This is a genomic window from Curvibacter sp. GW821-FHT09D12, assembly GCF_059416245.1.
In genome coordinates, this window is sequence record NZ_JBWKOU010000018.1 from 71,212 (window position 1) to 96,356 (window position 25,145).

At 62.4% G+C, this 25,145-nt stretch carries 23 protein-coding genes and 2 pseudogenes; 13 read left to right on the forward strand and 12 right to left on the reverse strand.

Going from position 1 to position 25,145, the window contains the following annotated elements; all coding sequences use genetic code 11:
• Nucleotides 1-189: 189 nt before the first annotated feature.
• The 3 genes from acnA to AC07PT_RS23300 all read right to left on the reverse strand — a co-directional run bounded on the left by acnA (nt 190) and on the right by AC07PT_RS23300 (nt 5,669).
• Complete coding sequence (gene acnA, locus AC07PT_RS23290; protein WP_494658277.1) at nt 190-2,988, reverse strand: aconitate hydratase AcnA; 2,799 nt, start codon at nt 2,986-2,988, stop codon at nt 190-192.
• 303 nt (nt 2,989-3,291) lie between these two features.
• Nucleotides 3,292-4,173, reverse strand: coding sequence for a glycosyltransferase family 32 protein (locus AC07PT_RS23295; RefSeq protein WP_492348943.1), 882 nt, complete (start codon nt 4,171-4,173; stop codon nt 3,292-3,294).
• A 56-nt stretch (nt 4,174-4,229) separates the two neighbouring features.
• Nucleotides 4,230-5,669: an NAD-dependent succinate-semialdehyde dehydrogenase gene (locus AC07PT_RS23300; protein WP_492349005.1), complete on the reverse strand. Its 1,440-nt coding sequence runs from the start codon at nt 5,667-5,669 to the stop codon at nt 4,230-4,232.
• Between the two features lie 291 nt (nt 5,670-5,960).
• On the opposite strand from AC07PT_RS23300, the gene AC07PT_RS23305 reads away from it, so the two are divergent.
• On the forward strand, nt 5,961-6,233 hold the full coding sequence (locus AC07PT_RS23305) for a cupin domain-containing protein (RefSeq protein WP_492348942.1): 273 nt from the start codon (nt 5,961-5,963) through the stop codon (nt 6,231-6,233).
• Nucleotides 6,234-6,283: 50 nt separating this feature from the next.
• Here the strand turns inward: AC07PT_RS23305 and AC07PT_RS23310 are convergent, their stop codons facing one another.
• The gene (locus tag AC07PT_RS23310; protein ID WP_494658278.1) at nt 6,284-7,165 is read right to left on the reverse strand and encodes a LysR substrate-binding domain-containing protein; all 882 of its coding nucleotides are present in this window, start codon (nt 7,163-7,165) and stop codon (nt 6,284-6,286) included.
• A gap of 181 nt (nt 7,166-7,346) precedes the next feature.
• Here AC07PT_RS23310 and AC07PT_RS23315 point away from each other — a divergent pair, with 181 nt between their 5' ends.
• The 3 genes and pseudogenes from AC07PT_RS23315 to AC07PT_RS23325 all read left to right on the forward strand — a co-directional run.
• Nucleotides 7,347-8,351 carry a Bug family tripartite tricarboxylate transporter substrate binding protein gene (locus AC07PT_RS23315; protein WP_494658279.1) on the forward strand — a complete coding sequence of 335 codons (1,005 nt, stop codon included), beginning with the start codon at nt 7,347-7,349 and terminating at the stop codon, nt 8,349-8,351.
• Between the two features lie 8 nt (nt 8,352-8,359).
• Nucleotides 8,360-9,817: an N-acyl-D-amino-acid deacylase family protein gene (locus AC07PT_RS23320; RefSeq protein WP_494658280.1), complete on the forward strand. Its 1,458-nt coding sequence runs from the start codon at nt 8,360-8,362 to the stop codon at nt 9,815-9,817.
• Nucleotides 9,818-9,927: 110 nt separating this feature from the next.
• A pseudogene (locus tag AC07PT_RS23325) lies at nt 9,928-10,050 on the forward strand (IS3 family transposase); the annotation flags it as partial.
• Between the two features lie 315 nt (nt 10,051-10,365).
• On the opposite strand, the gene AC07PT_RS23330 reads toward AC07PT_RS23325, so the two are convergent.
• The 5 genes from AC07PT_RS23330 to AC07PT_RS23350 form a co-directional block, all read right to left on the reverse strand.
• Nucleotides 10,366-10,911, reverse strand: a complete 546-nt coding sequence (locus tag AC07PT_RS23330) for a GlcG/HbpS family heme-binding protein (protein ID WP_494658281.1) — start codon at nt 10,909-10,911, stop codon at nt 10,366-10,368.
• A 21-nt stretch (nt 10,912-10,932) separates the two neighbouring features.
• A complete protein-coding gene (locus tag AC07PT_RS23335; protein ID WP_492348937.1) occupies nt 10,933-12,048 on the reverse strand; it encodes an alpha/beta fold hydrolase in 1,116 nt (371 codons plus the stop codon).
• A 37-nt stretch (nt 12,049-12,085) separates the two neighbouring features.
• Entirely contained in the window at nt 12,086-12,556 is a 471-nt protein-coding gene (locus AC07PT_RS23340) for a DUF4437 domain-containing protein (protein WP_494658282.1), read from the reverse strand.
• A gap of 127 nt (nt 12,557-12,683) precedes the next feature.
• Nucleotides 12,684-13,592 carry a LysR family transcriptional regulator gene (locus tag AC07PT_RS23345; RefSeq protein WP_494658283.1) on the reverse strand — a complete coding sequence of 303 codons (909 nt, stop codon included), beginning with the start codon at nt 13,590-13,592 and terminating at the stop codon, nt 12,684-12,686.
• Between the two features lie 343 nt (nt 13,593-13,935).
• Nucleotides 13,936-15,171: a lactonase family protein gene (locus AC07PT_RS23350; RefSeq protein WP_492348934.1), complete on the reverse strand. Its 1,236-nt coding sequence runs from the start codon at nt 15,169-15,171 to the stop codon at nt 13,936-13,938.
• 265 nt (nt 15,172-15,436) lie between these two features.
• Between AC07PT_RS23350 and AC07PT_RS23355 the strand changes: the two genes are divergently transcribed.
• The 3 genes from AC07PT_RS23355 (at nt 15,437) to AC07PT_RS23365 (ending at nt 17,705) form a co-directional block, all read left to right on the forward strand.
• Complete coding sequence (locus AC07PT_RS23355) at nt 15,437-15,889, forward strand: thioredoxin family protein (RefSeq protein ID WP_492348933.1); 453 nt, start codon at nt 15,437-15,439, stop codon at nt 15,887-15,889.
• Nucleotides 15,890-15,898: 9 nt separating this feature from the next.
• Nucleotides 15,899-16,627 (forward strand): cytochrome c biogenesis CcdA family protein, encoded by a 729-nt coding sequence (locus tag AC07PT_RS23360; RefSeq protein WP_494658284.1) that lies wholly within the window; start codon nt 15,899-15,901, stop codon nt 16,625-16,627.
• Between the two features lie 154 nt (nt 16,628-16,781).
• Entirely contained in the window at nt 16,782-17,705 is a 924-nt protein-coding gene (locus tag AC07PT_RS23365; protein ID WP_492348931.1) for an MBL fold metallo-hydrolase, read from the forward strand.
• 717 nt (nt 17,706-18,422) lie between these two features.
• Here the strand turns inward: AC07PT_RS23365 and AC07PT_RS23370 are convergent.
• Nucleotides 18,423-19,436, reverse strand: coding sequence for an alpha/beta hydrolase (locus AC07PT_RS23370; protein ID WP_492348930.1), 1,014 nt, complete (start codon nt 19,434-19,436; stop codon nt 18,423-18,425).
• 147 nt (nt 19,437-19,583) lie between these two features.
• Here AC07PT_RS23370 and AC07PT_RS23375 point away from each other — a divergent pair, with 147 nt between their 5' ends.
• Nucleotides 19,584-20,438: a cupin domain-containing protein gene (locus AC07PT_RS23375; RefSeq protein WP_492348929.1), complete on the forward strand. Its 855-nt coding sequence runs from the start codon at nt 19,584-19,586 to the stop codon at nt 20,436-20,438.
• A 42-nt stretch (nt 20,439-20,480) separates the two neighbouring features.
• On the opposite strand, the gene cynR is transcribed toward AC07PT_RS23375, so the two are convergent.
• Nucleotides 20,481-21,359 carry a transcriptional regulator CynR gene (gene cynR / locus AC07PT_RS23380; RefSeq protein WP_492348928.1) on the reverse strand — a complete coding sequence of 293 codons (879 nt, stop codon included), beginning with the start codon at nt 21,357-21,359 and terminating at the stop codon, nt 20,481-20,483.
• Between the two features lie 132 nt (nt 21,360-21,491).
• On the opposite strand from cynR, the gene AC07PT_RS23385 reads away from it, so the two are divergent.
• The 3 genes from AC07PT_RS23385 to AC07PT_RS23395 are packed head-to-tail and all read left to right on the forward strand — an operon-like array spanning nt 21,492 to nt 22,891.
• Nucleotides 21,492-22,154, forward strand: coding sequence for a carbonic anhydrase (locus AC07PT_RS23385; protein ID WP_492348927.1), 663 nt, complete (start codon nt 21,492-21,494; stop codon nt 22,152-22,154).
• Between the two features lie 32 nt (nt 22,155-22,186).
• Nucleotides 22,187-22,657: a cyanase gene (cynS, locus tag AC07PT_RS23390; RefSeq protein WP_492348926.1), complete on the forward strand. Its 471-nt coding sequence runs from the start codon at nt 22,187-22,189 to the stop codon at nt 22,655-22,657.
• 42 nt (nt 22,658-22,699) lie between these two features.
• Nucleotides 22,700-22,891, forward strand: a complete 192-nt coding sequence (locus tag AC07PT_RS23395; protein ID WP_492348925.1) for a hypothetical protein — start codon at nt 22,700-22,702, stop codon at nt 22,889-22,891.
• A 418-nt stretch (nt 22,892-23,309) separates the two neighbouring features.
• On the opposite strand, the gene AC07PT_RS23400 is transcribed toward AC07PT_RS23395, so the two are convergent.
• Nucleotides 23,310-23,888: a TetR/AcrR family transcriptional regulator gene (locus AC07PT_RS23400; protein ID WP_492348924.1), complete on the reverse strand. Its 579-nt coding sequence runs from the start codon at nt 23,886-23,888 to the stop codon at nt 23,310-23,312.
• Nucleotides 23,889-23,973: 85 nt separating this feature from the next.
• On the opposite strand from AC07PT_RS23400, the gene AC07PT_RS23405 reads away from it, so the two are divergent.
• Together AC07PT_RS23405 and AC07PT_RS23410 are read left to right on the forward strand one after the other, a co-directional pair.
• A complete protein-coding gene (locus AC07PT_RS23405) occupies nt 23,974-24,441 on the forward strand; it encodes a nuclear transport factor 2 family protein (protein WP_492348923.1) in 468 nt (155 codons plus the stop codon).
• 473 nt (nt 24,442-24,914) lie between these two features.
• A pseudogene (locus tag AC07PT_RS23410) lies at nt 24,915-25,145 on the forward strand (hypothetical protein); the annotation flags it as partial.

The window sequence follows — 25,145 nt, forward strand, 5'->3', positions numbered from 1 at the left end:
GCAGCCAGCCGAGACCTGATCACCTCGCCGATTGCGTCAGTCACCCTGCGGGCCGCCGCACCAACACCGCCTGATTGAAGGTGTTGCCACGACCGGTTGAATACACCCATTGCGCCGAGGCGGCTGGCCTTGCGAGGGTTTGGCATGTCGGTCCGACCGAGTGCCCAGTTGGGCTGCGGCTGCAGCCCCTTACTGCAGCAGTTGCCGCAGCACGTAGGGCAGTATGCCGCCATGCCTGTAGTAGTCGGCCTCAATCGGCGTATCGATGCGCAGCCTGACCACCACGGTCTGTTGGCGGCCATCGGCGTGATGGATCACCAGTTGAGCCTCGCTCTGCGGCGCGAGGTCTGCCGCAGGAAGCACGTCGATGAACTCCTCACCGGTCAGGCCCAGCGTTTGCCAACTGTCCGAGCCCAGGAATTGCAAGGGCAACACGCCCATGCCGACGAGGTTGGAGCGGTGAATGCGTTCAAAGCTGCGCGCCACCACCGCCTTGATCCCCAGCAGTTGCGTGCCCTTGGCAGCCCAGTCGCGGCTGGAGCCTGTCCCGTACTCTTCACCGGCCAAGACCACGGTGGCCCGCCCCTCGGACTGGTACTTCATGGCCGCCTCGTAGATGGTCATCTGGGTGGCCTGGCCCGTCACGTCACGGTACAGCGTCAAGCCCCCCTCCTCGCGCGAGCCATCGGCCTGGGCGGGAATCATCAGGTTCTTGATGCGCACATTGGCGAAGGTCCCGCGCACCATCACCTCATGGTTGCCACGGCGCGAGCCGTAGCTGTTGAAGTCTGCTTTTTGCACACCATGGGCCAACAACCACTGGCCTGCGGGGGAGCTTTCCTTGATGGAACCGGCGGGTGAAATGTGATCCGTGGTGATGGAGTCGCCGAACAGCGCCATCACGCGCGCGCCCATTACAGCGTAAGACGGATGGGCGGGCTCCTGGTCCACAGTCTCCTGCAGCTTGAGCTGAAAACCGTTGAAGAACGGCGGCTCGGCGATGTAGGTGCTGGCAGGCCAGACATAGGTGGCGCCCGTCACGCCATGAATCTGCTCCCAGAGTGGGCCTGGCACCGATTTGACTTTCTCGTAGTTCGCACGAAAAGCCTTTGCATTCATGGCGCACGCCATCAGCGCCTCAATCTCATCGCTGCTCGGCCAGATATCGCTCAGGTAGATGTCCTGCCCCCCCAGACCCTGGCCCAGGGGCTGGGTCAGCAAGTCGCGGCGCACTGTGCCCACGATCGCATAGGCGACCACCAACGGTGGGCTGGCCAGAAAGTTGGCCTTGATGTTGGGGTGGATGCGCGCCTCGAAATTGCGATTGCCCGAGAGCACGGCCGAGCACACCAGGTTGTTGTGGGTGATGGCCTCATTGAGTTCGGGCGTCAGATCACCCGCGTTGCCGATGCAGGTGGTGCAGCCGTAGCCGACGACCGAAAAGCCCAGCGTTTCCAGGTAGGGCAACAGGCCCGCCTCGGCCAGGTATTCAGTGACCACGCGCGACCCCGGCGCCAGGGAGGTCTTGACGTGCGGCGACACTCGGAGCCCGGCCTCCACCGCCTTCTTGGCCAGCAAGCCGGCCGCCAGCATCACGCTGGGGTTGGAGGTGTTGGTGCAGCTGGTGATGGCGGCGATCAGCACATCGCCGTTGGCAACGCTGCCGCTCAGGTTTGCGTCGGGCACAAGCGCCGGCGCCTCGCTCTGCATGGCCGCGCTTTCGCTGGCAGGGCCCCCGATGCGGAAACGCTGGCCCAATCGGTCCAGCGGCTGATTGAAACCGTTTTGCGCCGCAGGCGCGCCAAACAACTCATCAAACGTGGCCGAGACCTTGCCCAGCTCGATGCGGTCTTGCGGCCGCTTGGGCCCGGCCACGCTGGGCACCACCGTGTCCAGCTGGAGGCGCACCACCTGGGAGTAATCAATGTCCCCCGCGCTGGGCACACCGAACAGCTCCTGGGCACGAAAGTAGCGCTCGAATGCCTCGATCTCGTCCTGGCTTCGACCCGTGCCACGGAAGTAATCCAGGGTCTTCTCATCGACCGGGAAAAACCCCATGGTGGCACCGTATTCCGGGGCCATGTTGCCGATGGTGGCACGGTCCGGCAGTGTCAATGTGCGGGTGCCTTCGCCAAAGAACTCGACAAATTTGCCGACCACCTTCTCGCGGCGCAGGATGTCGGTCACGCAGAGCACCAAATCGGTGGCGGTGACGCCCTCGCGCAGCTGCCCGGTGAGCTCAAAGCCCACCACGTCGGGTGTCAGAACATACACGGGCTGCCCCAGCATGGCGGCCTCTGCCTCGATGCCGCCCACGCCCCACCCCACCACACCGATCCCGTTGATCATGGTCGTGTGGCTGTCCGTGCCCACCAGGGTGTCGGGGTAATAAACCCCGTCCTGGGTCTTGTGCACGCCTCGCGCCAGGTACTCCAGGTTCACTTGGTGCACGATGCCAAAGCCGGGAGGGACCACGCCGAAGGTGTCGAAGGCCTGCATGCCCCACTTCATGAACTGGTAGCGCTCCTTGTTGCGCTGGAACTCAAGCTTCATGTTCAGATCCAGCGCGGTCTTGGTGCCGAAGTAGTCGACCATGATGGAATGGTCCACCACCAAGTCCACGGGTACCAGCGGCTCGATCAACTGGGGGCTCTTACCCAGTCGCGTGGCCGTGCTGCGCATGGCGGCCAGGTCAGCCAGCAAAGGCACGCCCGTGAAATCCTGCAAGACCACGCGCGCCACCACGAAGGGGATCTCGTCCACACGCTCGGCTCGCGGTGTCCAGCGGGCCAGTTGCTCCACATGCTCACGCGTCAGCTTTTTGCCATCGCAGTGGCGCAGCACCGACTCCAACACGATGCGCAGCGACACAGGCAAACGCCGGATCTGTGGATATTGCTTGGCCAGTTCAGGAAGCGAGAAGAACTGCCCCACCGACCCATTCGCCAGGGCAAAGGACTGGAGGGTATTTTCGAATTCGTGACGCATGGAGAGACTCCTGGGTGAAACGCAGGGAACAGAGCTTGCCCGTGAAAACCGCAGTGCATGACCCGGCTCTCAGGCGGCAGGTGGGCGCTGGATGGCCAACCCATGGTTCTGGTGTTGCGCAGGATTCATTTGGCCCGTGCTTGACTGTAGCCGGGAACGGTTCCACGGCCCAATCCAGGTCCAAAGGCCCTGTTGGGCTGGGTCTATTCAGAAGCCGGAGACAAAGCACACGCCCATCCAGCAGCCCCTGCGCGGGACACGCAAGGCGATGGCGTGACGGCCGGACAGCTTGTGATGGCCCGATCAGGCCTGGGCCTGTCGGCGCCGCGCCACCCGCTGCCGGTTGAGAATGCGCAGGCGCTCGGGCACGGCTGCCAGCAAGGCCGCCCCTTCCCAACGCAGACGACGCCCCAGAGACCAGGTCGGGTCGGCCAGCACCACCGGGGCCGTGAGTTCGCTGTAATGCCGGCGCCCGGCCAGCTGCATGTGCGAGGTCTCACGCGCCAGCGTGGTGTAGCGCAGGCCCACCTGTTGCGCCACGATGCTGCGGTGCGGGTGTTGCGACAAGGCCGGGGCCAGGGCCTGGGTGTAGGCGATGGGGCCGGTGACGCGCAGCACGCCCATCTTGCCCACGCCTTCGCGCAGCGGTGAATACTGCTCGATGCGCTGCAACACCTGGTGCAGCACCGCGGCCAGCAAGGGGTGGCGTGGCGCGGCAGCCAGGAACCACTGGATGTACTCACCGCCCACGGTGTCGGCCAGCTCGGGGTGCACGGTGTCGCCACCGTCCCCCACGAGGTATTGGTCGTCGGGCTGAAGCAGCGCATCGAGCGGCCCTAGCAGACCGCTTTTCTGGTCGAAGTAGACACCGCCCATCACATACAGCGCAAAGTAGCGGAACAGATCGGCCCGCGCCGGCCCGTAGGCCGGGTTGAGCCGCTGGTAGGCCGCCTGCAGCCGAGGCGAACCCCAGGCCTGGATGAATTCAGCCTGGCGCCGGTCGTCCATGATGAGCTGCTCCCAGCCCGGGTTTTGCGCCTGCAGTTGCTGCAGGTTGAGCTGGATCGATTCCGGCAGTTGCCCGGCATCGGGCACGCAGTGGAAGATCTTGCGGCTGACCCGGCCCGCCGCATCGGGCAGAGGGGCGTGGGTCAGATCGTCGGAGTCCGGGTGGGGGCGGGTCATAGCGCCGTGATTTTGGCAGCTTTCGACCCCGTTGCCGCCCAGCCGGCCCAGGGTGCTCAGGCGTTCATCACGGCCACGGAGCGGGTGTTGAGGTAGGCCTCCATGGCCTCGGGGCCGCCTTCCGAGCCGTAGCCCGAATCCTTGATGCCGCCGAAAGGCATTTCGGCCGAAGGCATGGCCGGCATGTTGACCCACAGCATGCCCACTTCCACCTTGCGCGAGAGCAAGTCGGCGTTCTTGAGCGAGCGCGTGAAGGCATAACCCGCCAGTCCGAAGGGCAGGCGGTTGGCTTCGGCAATCGCGTCTTCCAGGGTGTTGAAGCTGCGGATGGCAGCCATCGGGCCGAAGGGCTCGTCATTGAACACCTTGGCGTTGAGCGGCACGTCGGTCAGGACGGTGGGCTGCCAGAAGTTGCCGGCCTCACCGATGCGGGCACCGCCGTAGGCCACGGTGGCCCCTTGTTGCACGGCATCCTGGGTGAACTCGGCCATGGCGGTCACGCGGCGCGGGTTGGCCAAGGGGCCCATCTGCACGCCCTCGTCCTGGCCATTGCCCACCTTCAGCGACTGGGCGTGCGCCACCAGGGCGGCGGCAAAGTCCTTGGTGATGCTTTCATGCACCAGGAAGCGGGTGGGCGAGATGCAGACCTGGCCCGCATTGCGGAACTTGGCCGCGCCGGCCGACTTGACGGCCAGGGCGATGTCGGCGTCCTCGGCCACGATCACCGGAGCGTGACCACCCAACTCCATGGTGACGCGCTTCATGTGCTGGCCGGCCAGGGCCGCCAGTTGCTTGCCCACCGGGGTGGAGCCGGTGAAGGTGATCTTGCGGATCACCGGGTGGGCGATCAGGTAGCTGGAGATCTCGGCCGGGTTGCCATAGACCAGGCCCAGCACGCCCGCAGGCAGGCCGGCGTCGGCAAAGGCACGGATCAATTGCGCAGGCGCAGCCGGGGTTTCCTCAGGGGCCTTGACGATCATCGAGCAGCCGGTGGCCAGTGCCGCGGCCAGCTTGCGCACCACCTGGTTGATGGGGAAGTTCCAGGGCGTGAAGGCGGCCACCGGGCCGACGGGGTCCTTCAGCACCATCTGGCGGATGGCCAGGTTGCCGCGCGAGGGCACGATGCGGCCGTACACGCGCAGTCCTTCATCGGCAAACCACTCGATGATGTCGGCCGCCGCCATGGCTTCGACCTTGGCCTCGGGCAGGGGCTTGCCCTGCTCCTGCGTCAGCAGCGCGGCAATGTCGCCGGCGCGCTCGCGCATCAGGGCGGCAGCGCGGCGCATGACCTTGTTGCGCTCGATGGCCGGGGTGTCACGCCAGAGGGCAAAGCCATCCTGGGCGGCCAGCAAGGCCTGGTCCAGGTCGACCCGGCTGGCATGGGCCACACGGCCGATTTCCTGGCCCGTGGCCGGGTTGTTGACGGCCAGGGTCTTGCCGTCGGCGGCGTCCAGCCATTGGCCACGGATGAAGAGTTGGGTGTTGGGGTAGGTCATGTGCGGCTCGGGATGATGCAGGTTCATGGGAAACAGAAAGCCGGCCGCCCAAGCAGCAGCGGGGCCCGCACCAGGCCGGCCCGCTCACCCGACAAGGGGTGCACGCTTCTCGCAAGCTGCTGAGTATGCCGGCTTGCCAGCATTTCTGCAGGCCGCAAACTCAAGCCTGATCAGACTTGCGTCTGGTCAAGGGTTTTCGCGCCATTTCAGACATAGGGTCAATCAATAAGACGAATGGCGTGTGCACCGGATAATTTCGGCCAGCCCCCACCCCACCCCGCAGGAGATCCCATGCCGGAGACCTTTGAACACTTTCGCGACCAGTCACTGGCCCAAGGCTTCGCCGAGGTGCTGGAGCGGCGCTGGCAACCCCAACAAGTGGTGCCCCTGCACACCCACCCCTTCGAGGCCAAGGCCCTCGTGACCGAGGGCGAGATGTGGTTGACGGTGGGGGGCGAGACCCAACACCTGCAGGCCGGCGATCGCTTCGAGCTGGCCGCGGACGTGCCCCACGATGAGCGCTATGGCGACCAGGGCGCGGTGTATTGGGTGGCGCGGCGCTGAAGCCCGAGTGCCCTGGAAGCGCTTGAGCTGCTGCGACAGCACAGGCCAGATCACGTCGCCAGGCCCATCAACCAACTCTTGAAGGTCTGCAAAGCCGGCAGGCGGGCCGCATCGGGCGGGTAGACCAGGTAATACCCCTTGGCATAGCGCCAGGTCTGCGGGGACAGGCGCATGAGTCGCCCGGCCTGCACCATGTCTTCAGCCATGTAGGGCGGTAGAAGCACCACCCCCAGCCCGGCCACGGCCGCGTTGAGGGCCATGGACATGATCTCGAAACGCGGCCCGGAGCGGCCCGGAGTGGCCTCGATCTGCTCGGCCCGAAACCACAGCTCCCAGGCATCGGGCAGGGTGTGATGGTGCAACAGGGCACTGTCGGGCGTGGTGGCCGAGAGGCGAGTGCCGTGGCGTGCCACCCACGAGGTGGCGGCGTAGGGGGCCAGGTCCAGCGCGGTGACAAAGTCGCTGCAAAGACCAGGGCGCTGGCCGTCACCGAACTCAAGCGACGCGTCGATGGCCCCCGACTTGAAATCTGCCGGGCCCACGCGCGTGCTCAGGCTCAGCGTGATCTCGCCGTGGGCGCGGGTGAAGGCGGGCAGCCGCGGGATCAACCAGTACGCCCCCACCGAGGCCCCCACCGACAGCGAAAGCTCGCCACCGCGACCCTTGAATGCCGTGACATGAACAGTGGCCCGCTCCAGGCGACGCAACAGCGGGGTGATCTCGTCCAGGTAATAGCGCCCGGCATCGGTGAGCAACAGGGATTCGCGGCGCCGGGTGAACAGCCGAACCTCCAGACGCGCTTCCAGGGCCTGGATCTGGCGGCTCACGGCGCCCTGGGTGAGGTGCAGGTCTTGCGCCGCCGCCGTGAAGGATCCCAGGCGGGCGCTGGCCTCAAAACACAGCAGGGACATGGTGGAGGGGGCACGGTACATCAGGATCCATCCATGAAAAATGCACATACAACGTGCATCAGATAGGGAGTATCTCCGCATGGATCAAAAAGATGCATGAGAAAAAGACATGCCAGGATCAGAAAACATGGTTTGTCGGCACGGATCGGCATCCCTAGCATTCACCGTCATCAGCCCACTCAACCCTTTCGGGAATGCCACGATGAATACACCGCTTTGCCCCTCCGCCCGGTCTCGCCGCCGCTGGCTTGAGTCCGTCACGGCCGCTTCGGTCAGTGCCTTGCTGCCCCTGGAGCTGCGGGCGGCGACAGGCTATCCGGACAAACCCATCCGGCTGGTGGTGCCTTCGGCAGCAGGGGGATCGCCGGATGCGGTCTGCCGCCTGCTGACCCAGGAGCTGGGCAAGGGTTTAGGCCAGCCCTTTGTGGTGGACAACAAGCCCGGCGCCAGCGGCAACATCGGCATGGCAGAGGTGTACCGATCCTCGCCCGATGGCTACACCCTGGGCTATGCCAACGTGGGCACACTGGCCATCAACAAGGCCCTGTACACCAAGCTGCCCTATGACCCGGATGCACTGGTGCCGGTGGGCCTGATCGGCTTTGTGCAGAACGCCCTGGTGGTTCGCAAAGATCTGCCGGCGCAAAGCGTGGCCGAGCTGATCGCGCTGGCACGCAGCAAGCCTGGCGTGCTGAGCGTGGCCTCCAGCGGCAGCGGCACCACCGGCCACTTGAGCGGCGAGCTGTTCAAGACCCTGACCCAGACCGCCATGACCCATGTCCCCTACAAAGGCAGCCCCCAGGCGATCACGGACCTGATGGGGGGAATGGTCGATCTGATGTTCGACAACCTGAGTTCGATCCTGCCCCACATCCTGGCAGGCCGGGTGCGCGTGCTGGCCGTGACGGGGGCCGCACGCAGCCCGCAACTGCCGCAGACCCCGACGGTGGCCGAGGCCGGCGTGAAGGGCTACGAGACCGTGGGATGGGGCGGCTTCGTGGCACCACCTGGCACGCCCCGGAGCATCGCAACGCTGCTCAACAAGGCGATGAACGAGGCCCTGAGCCAGCCCTTGATGCTGGAGAAATACGCAGCCATCGGTTTCGAGCTGACGCCAGGCCCACCCGATCGACTGAGCGAACGGGCACGCAAGGAATCGCCCCTGTGGGCCGACCTGGTCAAGCGCTCTGGCGCCCAGGTGGGATGAGGCCGCCCATGTTCGATCTGATCATTGCAGGTGGCAGCGTGGTGGATGGCACAGGCGCCGTCCGCGTGCGCGCCGACGTGGGGGTTGTCGACGGGTACATCGCCGCCGTCGGCGACCTGGAGGGCCAGGCCGCAGCCACGCGACACGATGCCCGCGGCCACATCGTCTGCCCCGGCTTCATCGATGTGCACACCCACGACGACCGTTTGCTGCTGACCGAGCCTGAGGGCCCCCACCCCAAACTCACCCAGGGGGTGACCACCGTGGTGACCGGCAACTGCGGCATCAGCCTGGCGCCACTGTCCAGCACCCAAGCCCCTCCCGCCCCCCTGGACCTGCTGGGGACAGAAGACTGGCGTTACGAACACTTTGCCGACTACCTGAGTGCCCTGGAGGCGGCTCGCCCCGCCCTGAACGCGGTGTGCCTGGTGGGACATTCCACCTTGCGGGTTCGCCACGTGCCGGACCTGCAACGGGCGGCCACGGCGCAGGAGGCAGAGCGCATGGCACAGGACCTGGCCCGGGCCATGGACGCGGGCGCCTTCGGCCTGTCCACTGGTTTGTACTACCCCCCGGCACGTGCAGCCACGGCCGAGGAGGTGATTGCCGTGGGTGCTCCGCTGACCGCAGCACGGGGCCTGATCACCATGCACATCCGTGACGAGGCCGACCACATCGATGAAGCGCTGCGGGAGGCTCTGCACATCGGTGCGGCCCTGGGCATCGACACCGTCCTGTCGCATCACAAGCTCATTGGCCAACGCAACCACGGCCGCTCGGTGCAGACCCTGGCCACCGTGGACGCGGCGGCGCAGAGACAGGCCGTGTGCATGGACTGCTATCCCTACGCAGCGTCGTCGACCATGCTGCTGGCCCACCGGGTGAGTCAATCCCGGGAAGTGCTGGTGACATGGTCCGTCGGCGACCCAGGTGCCGCAGGCCGCTCGCTGTTCGAGCTGGCCCGGGAGCGCGGATGTTCCGCCGAATCGCTGGTGGACACCTTGTCGCCCGCGGGGGCCATTTACTTTGCGATGGACGAGTCGGATGTGCAGCGGATTCTGGCGCACCCCTTGACCATGGTGGGCTCGGACGGGCTGGCGCATGACGCCGTGCCCCACCCACGCCTGTGGGGTACCTTTCCTCGGGTGCTAGGGCACTATGCGCGCGAGCGGCGCCTGTTTTCGCTGGAGACCGCCGTGCACAAGATGACCGGGCTCAGCGCCCGCCGCTTCGGCCTGGGCGACCGGGGGCTGATCGCCCCCGGCCATGCGGCCGACATCGTGGTTTTTGACGAGGCCACGGTGGCCGACCGTGCCACCTTCGAGCACCCGACCACCCCCAGCACCGGAATCGAGTGGGTCTTCGTCAACGGCCACCTCGCCTGTGAACGCGGCCTCACTGTCCACGCCCATGCGGGCCAGGTGCTGCGGCGCCATCGGCCGGCCCTGAAACGGCCCCTTGAATGACAGGACACGGTTCATCGCTCATCTTTGAGGATGAAGCCGCTCTGGCCATGGGCACCTGTGTACCCGGGATGCCGGTGCCGCTCGTGGCCCGACAAGAAGGTGTTGCTGTCAAGCTCCAACGCATGCTGGGCAAGAAGACCTTGAAGAATGAAATTCTCAAGGATGCCGTGGGTTATTTCGGACGCCAAAAAGTGGGTTGCACACTCGCCCTTGTTGCCCAAGGTCGACCGGTGACGACGAGTGGATCCAGGGGATCCTCCAGCACAATGCCGAACTGAGCAGCCACGGCTACCGCCGAGCTTGTGCCCTCGTCACCAGGGACCGACGTGCGCAAGGGCTCCCTGTGGTCAATACCAAGCGGGCCTTGCCCAAGGGGCCTGGTTCGATGACCAGGCCCAGGTTCCAAACGCCTCATTGAAGGGGCGCTGACGAGAGATAGCGCCCTTATCAAAAGCATCTCCATGACGGAGCCAAGCATCGCTTTGGTCGTAACGGCAAGGTGGCTGACTTTCTACGCGCAAGTCTTCAGGGACGGACAGAAAGCGCGTTCAGCCGTTCAGCCGTTCAGCAATCTTTGCCGCACCAGCAGCGGCACAAGCTTCGTCGAGTTGACCGCCAGGTGCACCACCGACACCAATTGCAGCAAGGATCTCATCCCCTGATTTCAGCGCGACGCCACCTGCCAGCAGAATGATGTTGTTGACGGTTGTCATCGCCGGTCCAGTGGGTGTCTTGTTGATGCGGTCTGCCAGCGCAGATGTCGCTGTAGCGCCGAAAACAGGACCGAGCGTCACGATCGTGTAGGCTTTCTTGAAGGCTGTCTCCCGGGTGTGTATCGTGCTGTGATCGCCACGAAGTAACGCGCGCTCGACACCAGAGGCATCGACCACAGATGCGGTTACACGATACCCACTGGCTTCGCAACTCCGAATTGCCTCCGCTGCGGCTTCGGTGGCGAGTGACAGCGGTATCACCTTCCCGGAGGACTGGACCTGAGCCTCAGCATTGAGTGCGGGCATCGCCAAGGCTGCCAAAGAGATTGACGCGATGGCAGCCATCCGCAAGAAGGAGGGCGTGAACAATCTGGATTTCATGGGTCGGTCTCTTTCGTTCGATTAGAAGAACCGAGCAATGTGGTGGGCCACTGTGGAGGCGTCCTCTTCCAGCGCGAAGTGGCCAGAATCCAAGAGAATCACTTCGACATTCTTCAGGTCTTGCTTGAATGCCTGAGCCCCTGCCACGGTGAAGAACGGATCGCCTTGTCCCCAAACCACAAGCGTGGGTGGCTGATGGGCTCGGAAATACGCGTGCCAGGCGTCATAGCTGGCGACGTTCGTTTGATAGTCCTTGAACAGCGCCATATGGCGCTCGGCGCTGCCCACACGATCCAGCAAGGCCTGGTCGTGAGTCCAAGCGTCAGGATTGAGACTATTGGGTGATCGAGCGCCGGCGACGTACTGGTAGCGGGTCGTCTCGGCATTCAACATCTGCCGAGCACCGGTCTCATCCCCTCGTTCCCACAAGGGCACAAAGACGTTTGCGACGGACTCGCCAACGCCTTCTATGTAGGCGTTAGCGTTCTGCACAACCAACCCAAGAACCCTTTCCGGGTTCTTGGCTGCGATGCGGAATCCAATCGGGCCGCCGTAGTCCTGCATGTACAGGTAGTACTTCTCGACTCCCAGGGCCGACAGAAGGCGTTCGACCACCGCGGTGAGGTTGGCAAATGTGTAGTCGAAGTCCTCCGTGGAAGGAGCCGACGAGTGTCCGAAGCCGATGTAGTCTGGCGCGATGACGTGGTAGTGATTCACCAGCAGCGGAATCAGGTCCCGGTACATGTGAGAAGACGACGGAAAGCCGTGCAACAGAACGAACGTGGGCTTGTTGGGATCTCCTGCTTGGCGGAAGAACACGTCATGACCATCTACGGTTGCTGTGATGTAGGTGACTGGGAACGTTGTGGATTGGTGCTTCATATTGGGGCCTGTATGGGCGTTGAGATCAACAAAAAGAACTTCAGATGGTCTTGGTCTTGGCCTTGCCGCCGTCCACGCCGAATACGGGGTCTGCGAGACCAAATGGATTCGCATCGTTTGGGCAAATGTTCGGTTTACGATGGCAGCGGCCGACTGACCTGTCAGAGCGAATTTGCGACGGACTGCGGTCTCTCTTCTGATCCTGCGGCTGGCGCCCGTCACGGCGTTAGTGAGGTCTTTCGAAAGGCTGGTCATGTCGGTATCCCGGATGGTGAATGCCTGACTTGCTGACTTACTTCTTGGCTTGGTCCAGGACATAGTTGAACGGTGCGGACTGGCTGATGAAGAACAAGCACTCATGCGGAGCCAGGCACTTGGTGACGTGCTTTTCACCCCCCTTTTGGAACCAGTAAGAGCCGACAGGCAGCGGGACGTCTGTAGTGCCTGGCAGCCCGTTTGCGGCCACACCAGAGATCACGACACCCCAGTAGTCGCCGGTGTGGACATGAACGTCACTGACGAAAGCGGCAGGCATGCGGATGAACGTGCCGTGCGGGCCTTTCGTGAGATCGCCATAGGCGGGACCGGCCATCAGTTCGCCATGTACGCCGTCGGAGACGCCGGTGGAGCCAAATTTCAACTGGGTGACTGGGGTGCTCACGGACGCCTGTTTGCTTTGCGCCGAGGCATCCGTCGCGCAGATTAGTGCGACGGCGGCGAGGCAGAGGAGTTGGGTAGCGAACTTGCGGGAGAAGGGATTCATGGAGGGCCTCTTGGGTCGTCATCGCGAGTTGCGATGGCGCTATGGTTCCCTCCAAAGCCCTGTCCGATAAGCCGGCTGGGTCGTGAATGACCTTCTCACGTACCGAGAAGGTGCAATCGGCTAAATGTCAGAGCAACTGGCCAATCGCTTGGAGACGCGCTTGCAGTCGGGGTACTGCAAAGTCGAGAAAGCTGAGCAGCTTTTGCGGAGCTCGACGGCTTGGGTAGATAAAGTTCACGGGTGTAGGGGCCGGCTCGAACTCTCGCAAAACCGGTACAAGCGCCCCGGACTGCACTGCGTTGGCGGCCTGGTAAGAGGTGATTTGCGTGAGTCCAAGTCCTGCCACTGCCGCGTCCACAGCGGACTCCGGAAGTGTTGTGGTCAAGCGCACGCGGATTGGGAACATGGCCTCAAGGCCATGTACCCTGAACAACCAGGTCTTGTAGGGTCCCAAGGCTGTCCAGGCAATGCATTGATGCGAGGCAAGGTCGTTGGGATGCTGCGGCACGCCGTGGCATTGCAGGTAGTCCGGCGAGCCGCAAACGACCATCCGGATCTCGCCCAATGGGCGTGCGATAAAGGAACTGTCGGGAAGGACGCTTATCCGCAGCGCAAGGTCGACGTGCTCTTCGAGCATGTTGACGACCCGGTCGACGAGCAACAACCTCAGTGTGACATTGGGAAATTCGCGCAAGAACTCGGTCGCAACTGGTTGGAGATGCTGGCGGCCGAAAGCCAGGGGCGCAGTGATCGACAACTCGCCTTTCGGCGTCTGATGCTCGCCCATGACATGCTCTTCTGCTTCTCGGAGATCTTCGAGCAAGCGGCGGCAGTCTTCGAAATACGAAAGCGCGCCTTCCGTCAATGTCACTTGCCGCGTGGAGCGATCAAACAACCTGACCCCCAGAGTTTCCTCAAGTTCCGCGACTTTGCGAATGACGGTGGCGACGGGCAAGCCAAGAAGGCGACTGGCGGCCGAGAAACCGCCCGAAGTCGCTACTGCAACAAAAACTCGTATAGCGTCCAGCTTGTCCATGGCTGTTCTTTAGGTGTGCACCACTGCGTCGAGGACGCCTGTGCTCAGGTTCAGCAATTTGCGCCGCATCACAGTAATGTAGCGGCCGTACCTGCCGGCTCGACGCGATGCCGAGCCTGTATTTTCTGCGCGTGCGAATCAGCCATCACTGCCGGTCGACAGTTGAGAGTTGCAGCTCTGGCATGCATGGCCCCCAAAGAAAGAGGCGAACTCTCATCAATTGACCCTATCAACGAGGGCCGCATGAAGCATGCGTCACTGGGCATGGTCCGATGCGTACTTTCGAATCTGCCTCAACAACCCGGTCATTGAGGTTTTGCCTCAATGACCGGGTCTACTCGTATCAAATGCCTGCTGCACCTTGCAGACTCAGGCCAGTGGTCGTGCTGACCGGCGTCTTGCCAATCAAACTCAGTGCGCCGGCCGTGGAGACGCTGTAGGCCAGCACGGCCGAATTCTTGAGATCAGTCGAATAGAGGTACTGTCCATCCGGGCTCATCCAGGTGTCCCCAGCAACGCCTTCGTCGGCCCCGGCGATGGCGTCCGCGGCGAGAAGGCTGAGCTGGCCGTTCGTGCCCACGGCATAGGACGAAATTGAGCCGGCCCCATTGCCCACATAGGCGAACTTCTGTGACGGCGTGAGCACGATCCAGCACGGGGCGGTCTGGCCCGAGCTGGCATTGGACACGGGTTGAAGGGCCCCTGCACTGTTGAAGCTGAAGCTGTACAGAGCCTTGTCACCGATGCTGGTGCTGAGGTACACAGAGGGCCCCGAGGTCTGTTTGACAAAGGTGCCGGCAAAGGGCGTGAAGCTGTTGATCCCATTGCTGGTGCTCAGAGCATTGGAGCTTGGCACCCCCAGGCTGCCATCGCTCTTGATCGGATAAGACACCACGGCGTTGGCCCCGGTCCCGGCACTGACCACCAGGTAGCTGCCCGAAGGATCCACCACCAGTTGGGTGGGCGAAATGTTTTGCAGTCCGGTCTGTTGCCCAGGGTTGTAGAGCGCGATCTGCGTCAAGCTGCCATCGGTGTTGACCCGGTAGGCCCCGACCTGATTGCTGCCCGCCAGAAAGCTCACATAAAGAACGCCATTGGCATAGGCCAGGCTGTTGGGGTACGTGCCCGTGGTCTTGGTGGTGTTCAAGGGCGTGGGGACTCCCGTGAGAGCGTTGATGCCGAGCACCGAAATCGAGTTGTCTCCCGCATTGACTGTGAACAGACGGGTGTGATCGGGGCTCACGATCACGCTGTACTGACTGACCAGTGAGTCGGGGGCGGCCGCGGCGGTGCCAGGTTTGACGCCATTGGAGCCGGCTCCGCCAGTGGCTGTGCTCTCGGCAGCCTTCAGGCTGCCATCGGCTTGACGCGTGAAATGAACAATCTTGTTGACGGTTTCATTGGTCTGTACATAGAACTGATTGGAGATCCCCGTCTCGCTGCCTCCGCCACAGCCACTCAGCCACGAGGTGGCCACGATCGCACTGACGGCCAGCAGGGTGGTGTGACGCCAACGGGGTGTCGAACGATTGACCCGAGGGGCTTGGATGGAAGCGGTGGGGCGTTGTGTGCGGCTCATGAAACGTCTTTCTGTTGTTGATTGGTTGGAGCTTGCGTTTGGCGGGGGCGGTTGCGCCCGCACGACTGGGCTGCGTTCTCACGGTTCAACCCGGTCTGCGTGTTGGTCGACTTGCTCAACGATTTCTTACACCGATCGGATCTTGGTACTCGACCCCACGCAAGGCCTAGAGCCGGCGGTGGCAGCCCAAGTCGTGTGCTTGGGGCCTGAGTTGCTGGAGTGGCAATCTGAGAAAGCTGTAAGAAGTTGCCAGGTTCTCCGACAGATGTTCAAGGGGCACCACCAGCCCCAAGGCGTACCTGCTTCTCAAGCACTTTTTAGGAGCTTTCCAATGATGTCCTTCCAATTTGCAGCCTCGCTGCTCCTGACAGGGTTCGTCACCTGCGCTTCGGCTGGCGAAATCCGCGCATTCAATCAGCAGGATTTCGAAAAACTCACCCAGGCAGGTCAGCCGGTGGTGGTGGACGTGAGCGCCACCTGGTGCCCGACCTGCAAGGCCCAGAAACCCATTCTTGAACGTTTGATGAAGCAGCCGGCCTATCAGGCGGTGACCCTGATGACCGTCGATTTCGATGCGGAAAAGGCCACGCTCAGGCGCTTCAAGGTCAGCCAGCAAAGCACCCTGGTCGCCTTCAAAGGGAAGCAGGAACAAGGCCGGTCCACGGGGGACACCACGCCTGAAGGTCTTGAGGCCTTGCTCAACAAGACCCTTCCCTGAGGACGGGTCATGCACTTCGGATGGGGCACCTATGGAGCGGGCTTGCTGGCCGGCTTGCTGTCGACCTTGTCGCCCTGCGTGCTGCCACTGTTGCCCATCATCCTGGCCAGCGCTTTGCAGGCCCACCGGCGTGCCACCTGGGCCCTGGCGGCCGGGTTGACGGTGTCTTACGCGGTGTTGGGCACGAGCCTGGCTTGGGCCGGCGCAGCCTTGGACATCGACACGGACTGGGTGCGCCTGGGCGGCGCCGTGCTGCTGGGCGCCCTGGGCCTGGTGCTGGTGTCGTCCTCGCTGCAACAGCGCTTTGCCAGCGCCACCGCAGGTTTGAGCGGCGTCGGGCATGCGTTGCTGGCCCGGCTGACCTGGCAAGGGCTGGGCGGGCAGTTTGCGTTGGGTTGCGTGCTGGGTCTGGTCTGGAGCCCCTGCGTCGGGCCCACACTGGGGGCCGCCGTGGTGTTGGCCAGCCAGGGTACGCAATTGCTGCAGGTGGCAGCACTCATGGGGCTGTTCGGTTTGGGTGCCGCACTGCCGCTGCTGGCCCTGGCCAGCGTCTCGCGCCAGGCGCTACTGCGCTGGCGGGGCCACCTGCTGCATGCCGGCAAGGCCGGCAAGGTGATGCTGGGCCTGGTCTTGCTGGCGTTGGCCGGCCTGATCCTGTCAGGTGCCGACAAGCCGCTCGAAACAGGCTGGCTGGAGGCTCTGCCCGATGCCCTGACCCAACTCAGCACCCGTTTCTGAGGCGCTTTTTCGCCTGGTTTGGAAAAGGAACAAGAAATCCATGAAGCTTCCGTACCCACTCCGTCGCGCGCGACCTGCACAGTCGTGCTCGCCCACGCCCACCATCCCAACCTGGGTGAAACCCCTTTTCGCTCTGATTTTGGGCGCTGGGGCCTTGCCCAGCCTGCCAGCATGGGCCCAGACCGCGCCGGCCGTGGTGGCCACGCCCGGGTCGGAGCCCCCTGCACTGGAACTGGTGGTGCTGGGCTCCGGCGGGCCAGGGGCCACTGGTCGGGCTGCGTCGTCCTACCTGGTACTGGTCGACGGGGTGGCCCGGGTGCTGGTGGATGCCGGTCCGGGGGCGTTTGTACGCCTGGGTGAGACACACTTGCCCTTGGTGCGCCTGGACACCGTGCTGCTGACCCATCTGCATGCCGACCACGTGGGGGGCCTGCCCGGCATCGTCAAGGCCAGAGCCGTGTCCAGCCGGGGCCCCTTGGTGTTCAACTTCTTTGGGCCGGCGGGCCGGCACGGGCGGGGCGCTGAAGCGAGCTTCCCGTCCACCAGTCGTTTCATTGCGCTGAATTTCGGGCGCAATGGGGCACTGGCCTATCTGCCCGATTTTTCCGCCCCCTTCACCACCCGTACGGTGGATTTGCCGACAACGGTGCGCCCCCGCCCGGCAATTCAGACCCTGCATGACAAGGATGGCCTGCTGATTCGTGCCATTGCAGGCCATCACCGCGATGCCCCCGCAGTGATCTACCGCATCGACCATGGTGGCAAGAGCATCACCTTCTCGGGTGACATCGACGCAGAAGGCCTGCCCAACTTGCAGCGCATTGCAGAGGGGACCGACCTGCTGGTGTTCAACTGCGTGGTGCTGGACCCACCGGGCTCGCCCCCGGTGCTCTACTCCCTGCACACGCCACCGCAAGCCATTGGTGAGCTGGCTGCGGCCAGCGGGGTTGGCCATTTGCTGCTGAGTCATTTGTCGCCTGCCGTGGAGGCCCAGCGGGAGCAGGTCACGGCCTCGATCCGGGCCCACTATGCGCGCGAATTGGCATTCGCCGAAGACGGCTTGCACCGGTTGCCGTGATGCGATCCATCGCTTGGATGGCCTCAGTCCACGGGCCCTCCGGCCGGGTTGAAACGCGCGGGTTCGGCCGACAGGTGTTCACCGACGTCATTGCAGAGGCCGGGACGCCGGCCATCACCGAACTCAAGGGATGAATCGCCCCGGGGGTGATTCACATCATGTCATTCGATGTGTCCGGGAAACCAGGGGAAGCCCATGGCGGCATGTAGGGCCTGCTCGAACCTCAAGAAAGTCTCGCAAAAGAGCGATCAAAGCTAGCGCTCTATTTTGTATAGCAAAAAGTCCAAACGGAGCAGCGGCTAGCTCCGCATATCTAGGTCTTCTCTCCCCGTTGAATGCGAGTCAACAACTTTACTGTTGCAAATGCCCACCCTGCAAACCGGCATGAATGCTGGAGCCGACTCTATTTGTCCGAAATAAACGCTGACTGCAACAAAGAAAGTCCGTCGGGAGTCTTGACGCATTTTTGATCGCGGCAATCGCGGCAATCGCGGCGTGTGGCGACGTAAGATGCCGACAATCTAGTGCGTTGATCAGGTTGCGTTTTCCGCTACGACGGGTTGGGAAGGGCTGGTTGCTGTCGCAGGGGATTGGCAATTGGGTGTCAGCTCGCCCTTGCAGGTTGACTTGGGTCGTCGCTGGTCACCCTCCCTCACTAACCGCCCATAGCCGCGCCCAAACCAAACATCGTCAAGGTATGGGCGCGGGCCACTTCGCTCAGCGAAGACGCGTCTTCAGCTCCTCGCTTGCTTGATGCAGGGCGGCACGGGTGGCTGGCACGTCGGCCAGCACATTGAGCAAGCCGAAATCGTGAATCATGCCGTTGTAGCGGGTCGCGACAACATTGACGCCGGCAAAGTCCAATTTGCGGGCGTAGGCCTCGCCTTCATCGCGCAGGACATCTTTCTCGGCGGTCTGGATCAGCGTCGGGGGAAGGCCTTTCAGCTGCTCTGGCGATGCCTGCAGCGGCGAAGCGTAGATTTCCTGACGCTGCTTCGGGTCGGTCGTGTAAGCATCCCAAAACCACTTCATCATATCCTTGGTCAGAAAGTGTCCGTTGGCGTATTCGTCGTAAGACGCATCCTCGAAATTGGCATTCGTGACCGGCCAGAACAGCACCTGTGAACGCAGCGCAGGCGCCCCTTTGGCCTTCGCCATGAGGGCCACAGCCGTCGCCATGTTGCCGCCCACGCTGTTGCCCACAATGGCCAACCGTTTTCCATCCACGTTGATCTGCGCGCCATGGTCGGCCACCCACTGGGTGGCGGCGTAGATTTCGTTGATGGCCACGGGATAGCGAGCCTCGGGAGAAGGGGTGTAGTTCACGAAGATCCCCACAGCACCGGAGTCGGCGACCAGATCGCGCACAAAGCGTTCGTGCGTCGGGAAGTCGCCCAGGATCCAGCCTCCGCCGTGCACGAAGACGAACGCAGGCAGCACGCCCTTGGCACCGGCAGGGCGGACGATGTTCAGAACAACCGACCTTCCGTCCACGGAGATCGTCTTCTCGCTGACCTCAGCAGCCGACAGCTTGGCACCCTTTTGTGCGCCCACAAGCACCTGCCTCGCATCGGCAGGCGACAGCGTCTCCAAAGGCTGGCCACCGCCTTTTTCCAGAGCTTCGAGGAAGGCCTGGGTGCTGTGTTCGACGCCGGGGCTTCCCGCGGCCAAGGACAGAGTGGACGCCAATGCCATCGTGGACACCGCAATGAGTTTGTGTGTGAATTTCATATCGCTATTCCTTGAGTGGAAGGGTTGAAAGTGAAGGTGACCCGCTTGAAAGTGGAGAGTTGCCAAACGGCAGGAGTAACTTTATGGCTTGGAGTTGGATTAAAGGTGTCGTAAAGTGCTGATAAATTGATTAGGAGTACAAATCTGATGAGCGAGTGCACTGACCGCCTAGGCTCGTTGCTGAACCATTTCCCGGTGCGGACGCGCATGTTCCATTCGGGTGCCATGTGTGGCATCACTGACTTCCCAGCCCCGCAGGGAGGGGGGCAGATACATCTGGTGAGGAGCGGGGAGTTGGAGGTCGTCTACCCCGGGCGGGCTCCACAGCGGGTCAGTGTTCCTAGTCTGCTGCTTTACCCCCGTCCGACGTCGAGGCGCTTTGTCACCGATTCCCAGTGCGGAGCGGTCTTGGTCTGTGCAGAGCTCCAATTCGACGGCGGGGACTCAAATCCTGTGTCGACTGCGTTGCCTGACGTCATTTGCATCGCATTGGACGACATCGAAGGTGCCAATCAAGTTCTGACACTTTTGTTCGACGAGGCATTTGGAAATAACTGCGGTCGACATGTGCTGATTGACAGGCTGTTCGAGGTCGTGTTGATCCAGGTGTTGCGACACCTGATGGAGACAGGGCAGGTCAACGGTGGCTTGATGGCTGGGTTGTCCCATCCCCGCCTTCGCAAAGCACTGGTGGCGATGCATGAGCGTCCGGGGTACGAATGGACGTTGGATGCACTGGCTGGCATCTCGGTGATGTCGCGTACCGCGTTCGCTGACAGTTTCCGCAAGATCGTCGGCTGTACGCCCGGAGCGTATTTGCAGGCATGGCGCATCAGGCTGGCACAGCAGGGATTGCGCCAGGGGCGCCAGATGAAGGCGATTGCAATTGATGTTGGCTACGGCAGCGAAGCCGCGCTCTCGCGTGCGTTCAAGGCCCAATGTGGGCTGACGTCGCGAGAGTGGCGAAACGTCGCGCTTTCCGATAGCAGTGACGCTCGCTGACACCGACTTGGGGTGCTGTTGGTGCCACTTTCTGAGATCACTTCAACTCAATGCCCTGCATAGCACCGCAAACGCCAAGGCTGCCGAGGACCGATACGCATCCCTTCGCTGCAAGAGTGCGGCGGTTCGAGGGGCAGGTGCCGGGTCGATTGCAATATTGCGCAAGCCCTCGTGCTGGTCGCATATGGCCTCGGGAAGTATTGTTACAACGTCGGTACGCCGGACGACCTCGAGCAGGGCGCTGATGGTGTTGGCCTCAACGGCGACGGGCGGCGATATCTTTTGAGACCTCAGGTACTCGTCAACGTGTATGCGCGTCACGAATTTGGGGCTCAATACCCCGAGCCTTTCGTTTGACAACATCTGAGGCGTGATGGCTCCTTCGAGGGCCGCAAAGGGGTGATTTCTTCCGACGACGACGCTCAGTCGCTCAACCAGAATCGTCTCATACTCAATATTGTCGCCGGGGCGCGAAGCGTCGAACGCAATGCCCAAGTCCACCTCGTCCGCCGCCACTGCGGCCGCGATGGTATCGAGAGACATCTCCTCCACCCGAATGAGGATCCCGGGGTGTTTGGCATGGAAAGCCGATACCAAGGGGCCGACCAGGTACGCTGAGAAAGTGGGCGTAGCCGCCAACCGAAGCTCGCCACGCTTGAGATCGTGCACATCATGGATCGCTCTGCGGGCCGAAGCCAACTCACGCAACGCCCGTCGCGCGTGCTCGATGTACACGCTGCCGACATCCGTGACTTTGACGGTCCTGCCGCTGCGATCAAGAAGCGGTACGCCAAGCATCTCCTCCAGTTGAATGATCTGCTGCGACAGGGTCGGTTGGGAAACATGAAGCGCCTCTGCGGCGCGTGTGAAGTTTCCGTGCTCCGCAACTGCAATCAGGTAGCGGATATGGCGAAGTTGCATGCATGTGCCTTTCCACTCTTTACAGGGAGGTGATGGTATAGGCGCTTCCTATCGGCCCCATTCGAAAGCGGTCTTGGACCGGCGGGTGGACACGGCAGAGGATAGAGCCTTCGCAACAAAGTGCTGGTCAACATGAAACCGTTCATCTTAGGCGCGATGAAGTTCCAGGCCGACGTCTTCCCCAATATGTCGGACCTCTTCAAGACGCTGGCAACAAGTCAGCGTCCCGGTGTGCTCTTCATTACCTGCTCAGATAGCCGCGTCGTTCCAGAGTTGCTGACGCAGCAACAGCCCGGTGACGTGTTTGTGGTCAGGAACGCCGGCAACATCGTCCCATCTTACAGTTCGGAGCCTGGCGGCGTTACGGCGAGCGTCGAGTACGCGGTCGGGGTCCTTGGCGTCGCTGATATCGTGGTTTGCGGTCACAGCGACTGTGGAGCGATGACGGCCGTCGCACGGCACACCTGCCTGGACCACCTTCCCGCCGTCGCGGGCTGGCTCCGCCACGCTGACGCCGCCAAGGCGGTCAACGAGTCCCGCGCCCACCTTACTCCAGATGAGAAGGTCAACTCAATGGTGTATGCCAACGTGGTGGCGCAGCTGGCCAACATACGTACCCATCCTGCGGTCGCACTTGCACTCGAGCAGGGACGGCTTGGCCTGCATGGCTGGGTCTACGACATTGAATCAGGGGCCATCAAGGCTCTCGATGGCAAGCGCGACGCCTTTGTCTGCCTTGCCGATTTCCCCGACGCGGTCGCCCACGTGGCCCGTCCGCAGCTGAAAGCTGCTTGAACCTTCCTCACCTAACTGAAAGGACGATTGTCATGCTCCACTCCAACGTAACCCAAGACCCACGCGTCGAGTTGACCCGCCGTGTGCTGGTCGCCAAGGCCATGAAAGACGTCAGCTTCGGCGAGCTCGCTGAGGGGACAGGCCTGCGCGTGGCGTACGTCACAGCGGCGCTTCTGGGTCAACATGCCTTGCCAAAGCACGCTGCAGAGCTGGTCTGTGGCCGCCTTGGGCTTGACGCGACCGATGCGAAAGAGCTGCAGACGATTCCGCTACGGGGCAGCATTCCGGGCGGCGTGCCGACTGACCCAACCATCTATCGGTTTTACGAGATGGTGCAGATCTACGGAACCACGCTCAAGGCGCTGGTCCATGAGCAGTTCGGCGACGGCATCATCAGTGCCATCAACTTCAAGCTGGACATCAGCAAAGTGGAAGATCCGGAGGGCGGGTCACGGGCCGTGATCACCCTTGATGGAAAGTTTCTGCCCAACAAGCCCTTTTGATGGCTTCGTTGGCTCCACCCTGTTGAGTGAAGGAGCGTCGCGGTGAGCATCAACGATGACAAGCTTGTACTCGAATGGAGCGACCCTTTGGTGGCGGCGCTCCGCCTCACCCTTCGGCGGGTGCCGGAAGGATGGCTGGCGAGCCTAGATGGATTCCCCATGGCGTACGGCGAGACGCAACGGATTGCCGTAGCCTGGACTTTCATCATGGCCCACAAGTCGGCTTACGAGTGAGCGCGGGCCGCAGACGCGGTTTGCGTGTTGCTGTCGGGGCAGGGGCATGAGCTACGGTGGTTTGTTGGCCGTCGTGGCGGCTGCCCAGATCGGTGCAGCCTTGGTGGTCATGACGCCCTCTCTCACGCAGGGAGGCTCTCGTCCGAGTCATGGCGCGTAGAGAGGTGCCTGTTCCAAACGGTAGAGGCCAGGATTGGGCGGCCAGGCCACATGGGCTCGAATTGAACAGGGGCCCTTGCGCGGTGCTGGCCGTCGGGCCACCAACGGGCAAGGCTGTGTCAGCGCGAGCCATTATGTTCGTGCTCTGTGGTCTGCCTGAATGGGCTTGAGGTCCACTTGCCAGCAGCAACACCTCGACATGAGGTGTCAACTTAAACCACCCGGTCTCCTCAAAACTCGTGGCGCTCCAAAGAGGCTGTCAGCGAGAGTACCGAAGCAAGATCCCTTCAACCGACGCCTTGAAGTTCTCCATCACTTCGTCGATCGGCTGGCCCATCTGGGCATGGACGATGGCACCGTCTACCACCATAGACAGCAAGCGCCCCGCAGACACGGCATCGCCACCAAAGACTTTGTCCAACACAGACGACATTTCCTGCTTGTGTTGACGGACCACTTCCAAAATATTCGCGTCGGACGATCCCAACTCAGCAGCGGCATTCAGAAATGCGCACCCCCTAAAGTCGGGATTGCTGAACCAATCCCTCAACGTTGCGACGAGGGCCTCCAACGGCAACGAACCTTCGCTTCTAGCCTGCGCCAGGCTTGTTTGAAACCAGGAGATCCACTTCTCGTGACGGAAGTCGAGGTAGGCCCGAATCAAATCATCTTTGCTCGCGTATTGACGATAGAAGGTGAGCTTACTGACCGGCGCCTGTTCGATGATTTTGTCGATACCCGTTGCCCGTATGCCCTCCTTGTAGAAGAGAGCGTGGGCCGCGACCAGGATGCGCTCGCGCGGCGGCGACAGGGCTGGAGATATTTTTTCAGATTTCATACTCGAATTGTAGACAAGTCGTCCTACCGTGGCTATCATAGCCCATGTAGACAGATTGTTCTACATACCGATTGGAGATCTCACCATGGAAACTCGTCCCCCACTGCCCCCGTTCACACGCGAAACGGCCATTCAGAAGGTCCGTCTGGCTGAGGACGGCTGGAACTCGCGCGATGCAGCGAAGGTCGCAACGGCATACACCCTGGATACGAAGTGGCGTAACCGCGCCGAGTTCGCCAACAACCGGGCCGAGGCCCAGGCTTTCCTCGAGCGGAAGTGGAACAAGGAGCTCGATTACAGACTCATCAAGGAGCTGTGGGCATTCGACGGCAATCGAATCGCCGTTCGTTATGCCTACGAGTGGCGTGACGATGCTGGGAACTGGTACCGGTCATACGGTAACGAGAATTGGGAATTCGAAGCCGACGGGCTCATGCGCCGTCGTTACGCCTGTATCAACGACATGCCCATTAAGGAATCGGATCGGAAGTTCCATTGGCCACTCGGCCGTCGTCCCGACGATCATCCGAGCCTGAGTGAGCTGGGCCTGTGAGCTGACTCATTCGTCAGCGAAGGTACTTGTCGGAACTGCCTAAGCGCCGCGCGCGTCTCGGGTGCGCGTGGTGCCGGCTTCCTTCGTCCCACCCAACATCATATTTGCGCGCGATGCCTTGCGTCGCTCGACCTGCGAAGACACCCTCTATTTGGGGTGGGGGAGCCTGGGCATCCAAATGAGACGGCTGGGCATTAGCTCGGCTCGCCTACCAGTTGGGAGTCAGGCCGCCCGGTTTCTGAGGCCGGAGTTGAGCTAGAGCCTTACCACCCTGTGTGGCCTTGCCTGCAACCTGTGCTGATGTCCGGTCGTCCATGAGTTGAGAGCATTGCGACACGCAGGTCTAGGTGCAGGTCACCCGCGCCTACAACAACATGCCGAACGAACCCGACTGCACCAGGGCGCGTCGTCCTCCCTGCAAGGCCCGCGCGCTTAGCTTCAGTGTGCCGTAACTAACTTCAAGTTAATTTACCATGAATATCGACATCCGTTCCTCCCACCTGCATTCGAGCGCCCGCACCGACGGCGGCTGCGGCGTGACTAGGCGAGACATGCTGCGCCTGGGCACCCTGACCGGTGCCAGTGTGGTCGCCCCCTTATTGGCTGCAGGCGAAGCCCTCGCGCAGGCCCCCCGCGTCAGAATAGTTGTCGCATCCTTAAAACAGAAGAAACTAGGGGGTGTGGACGATGAGAGAACGACGTGG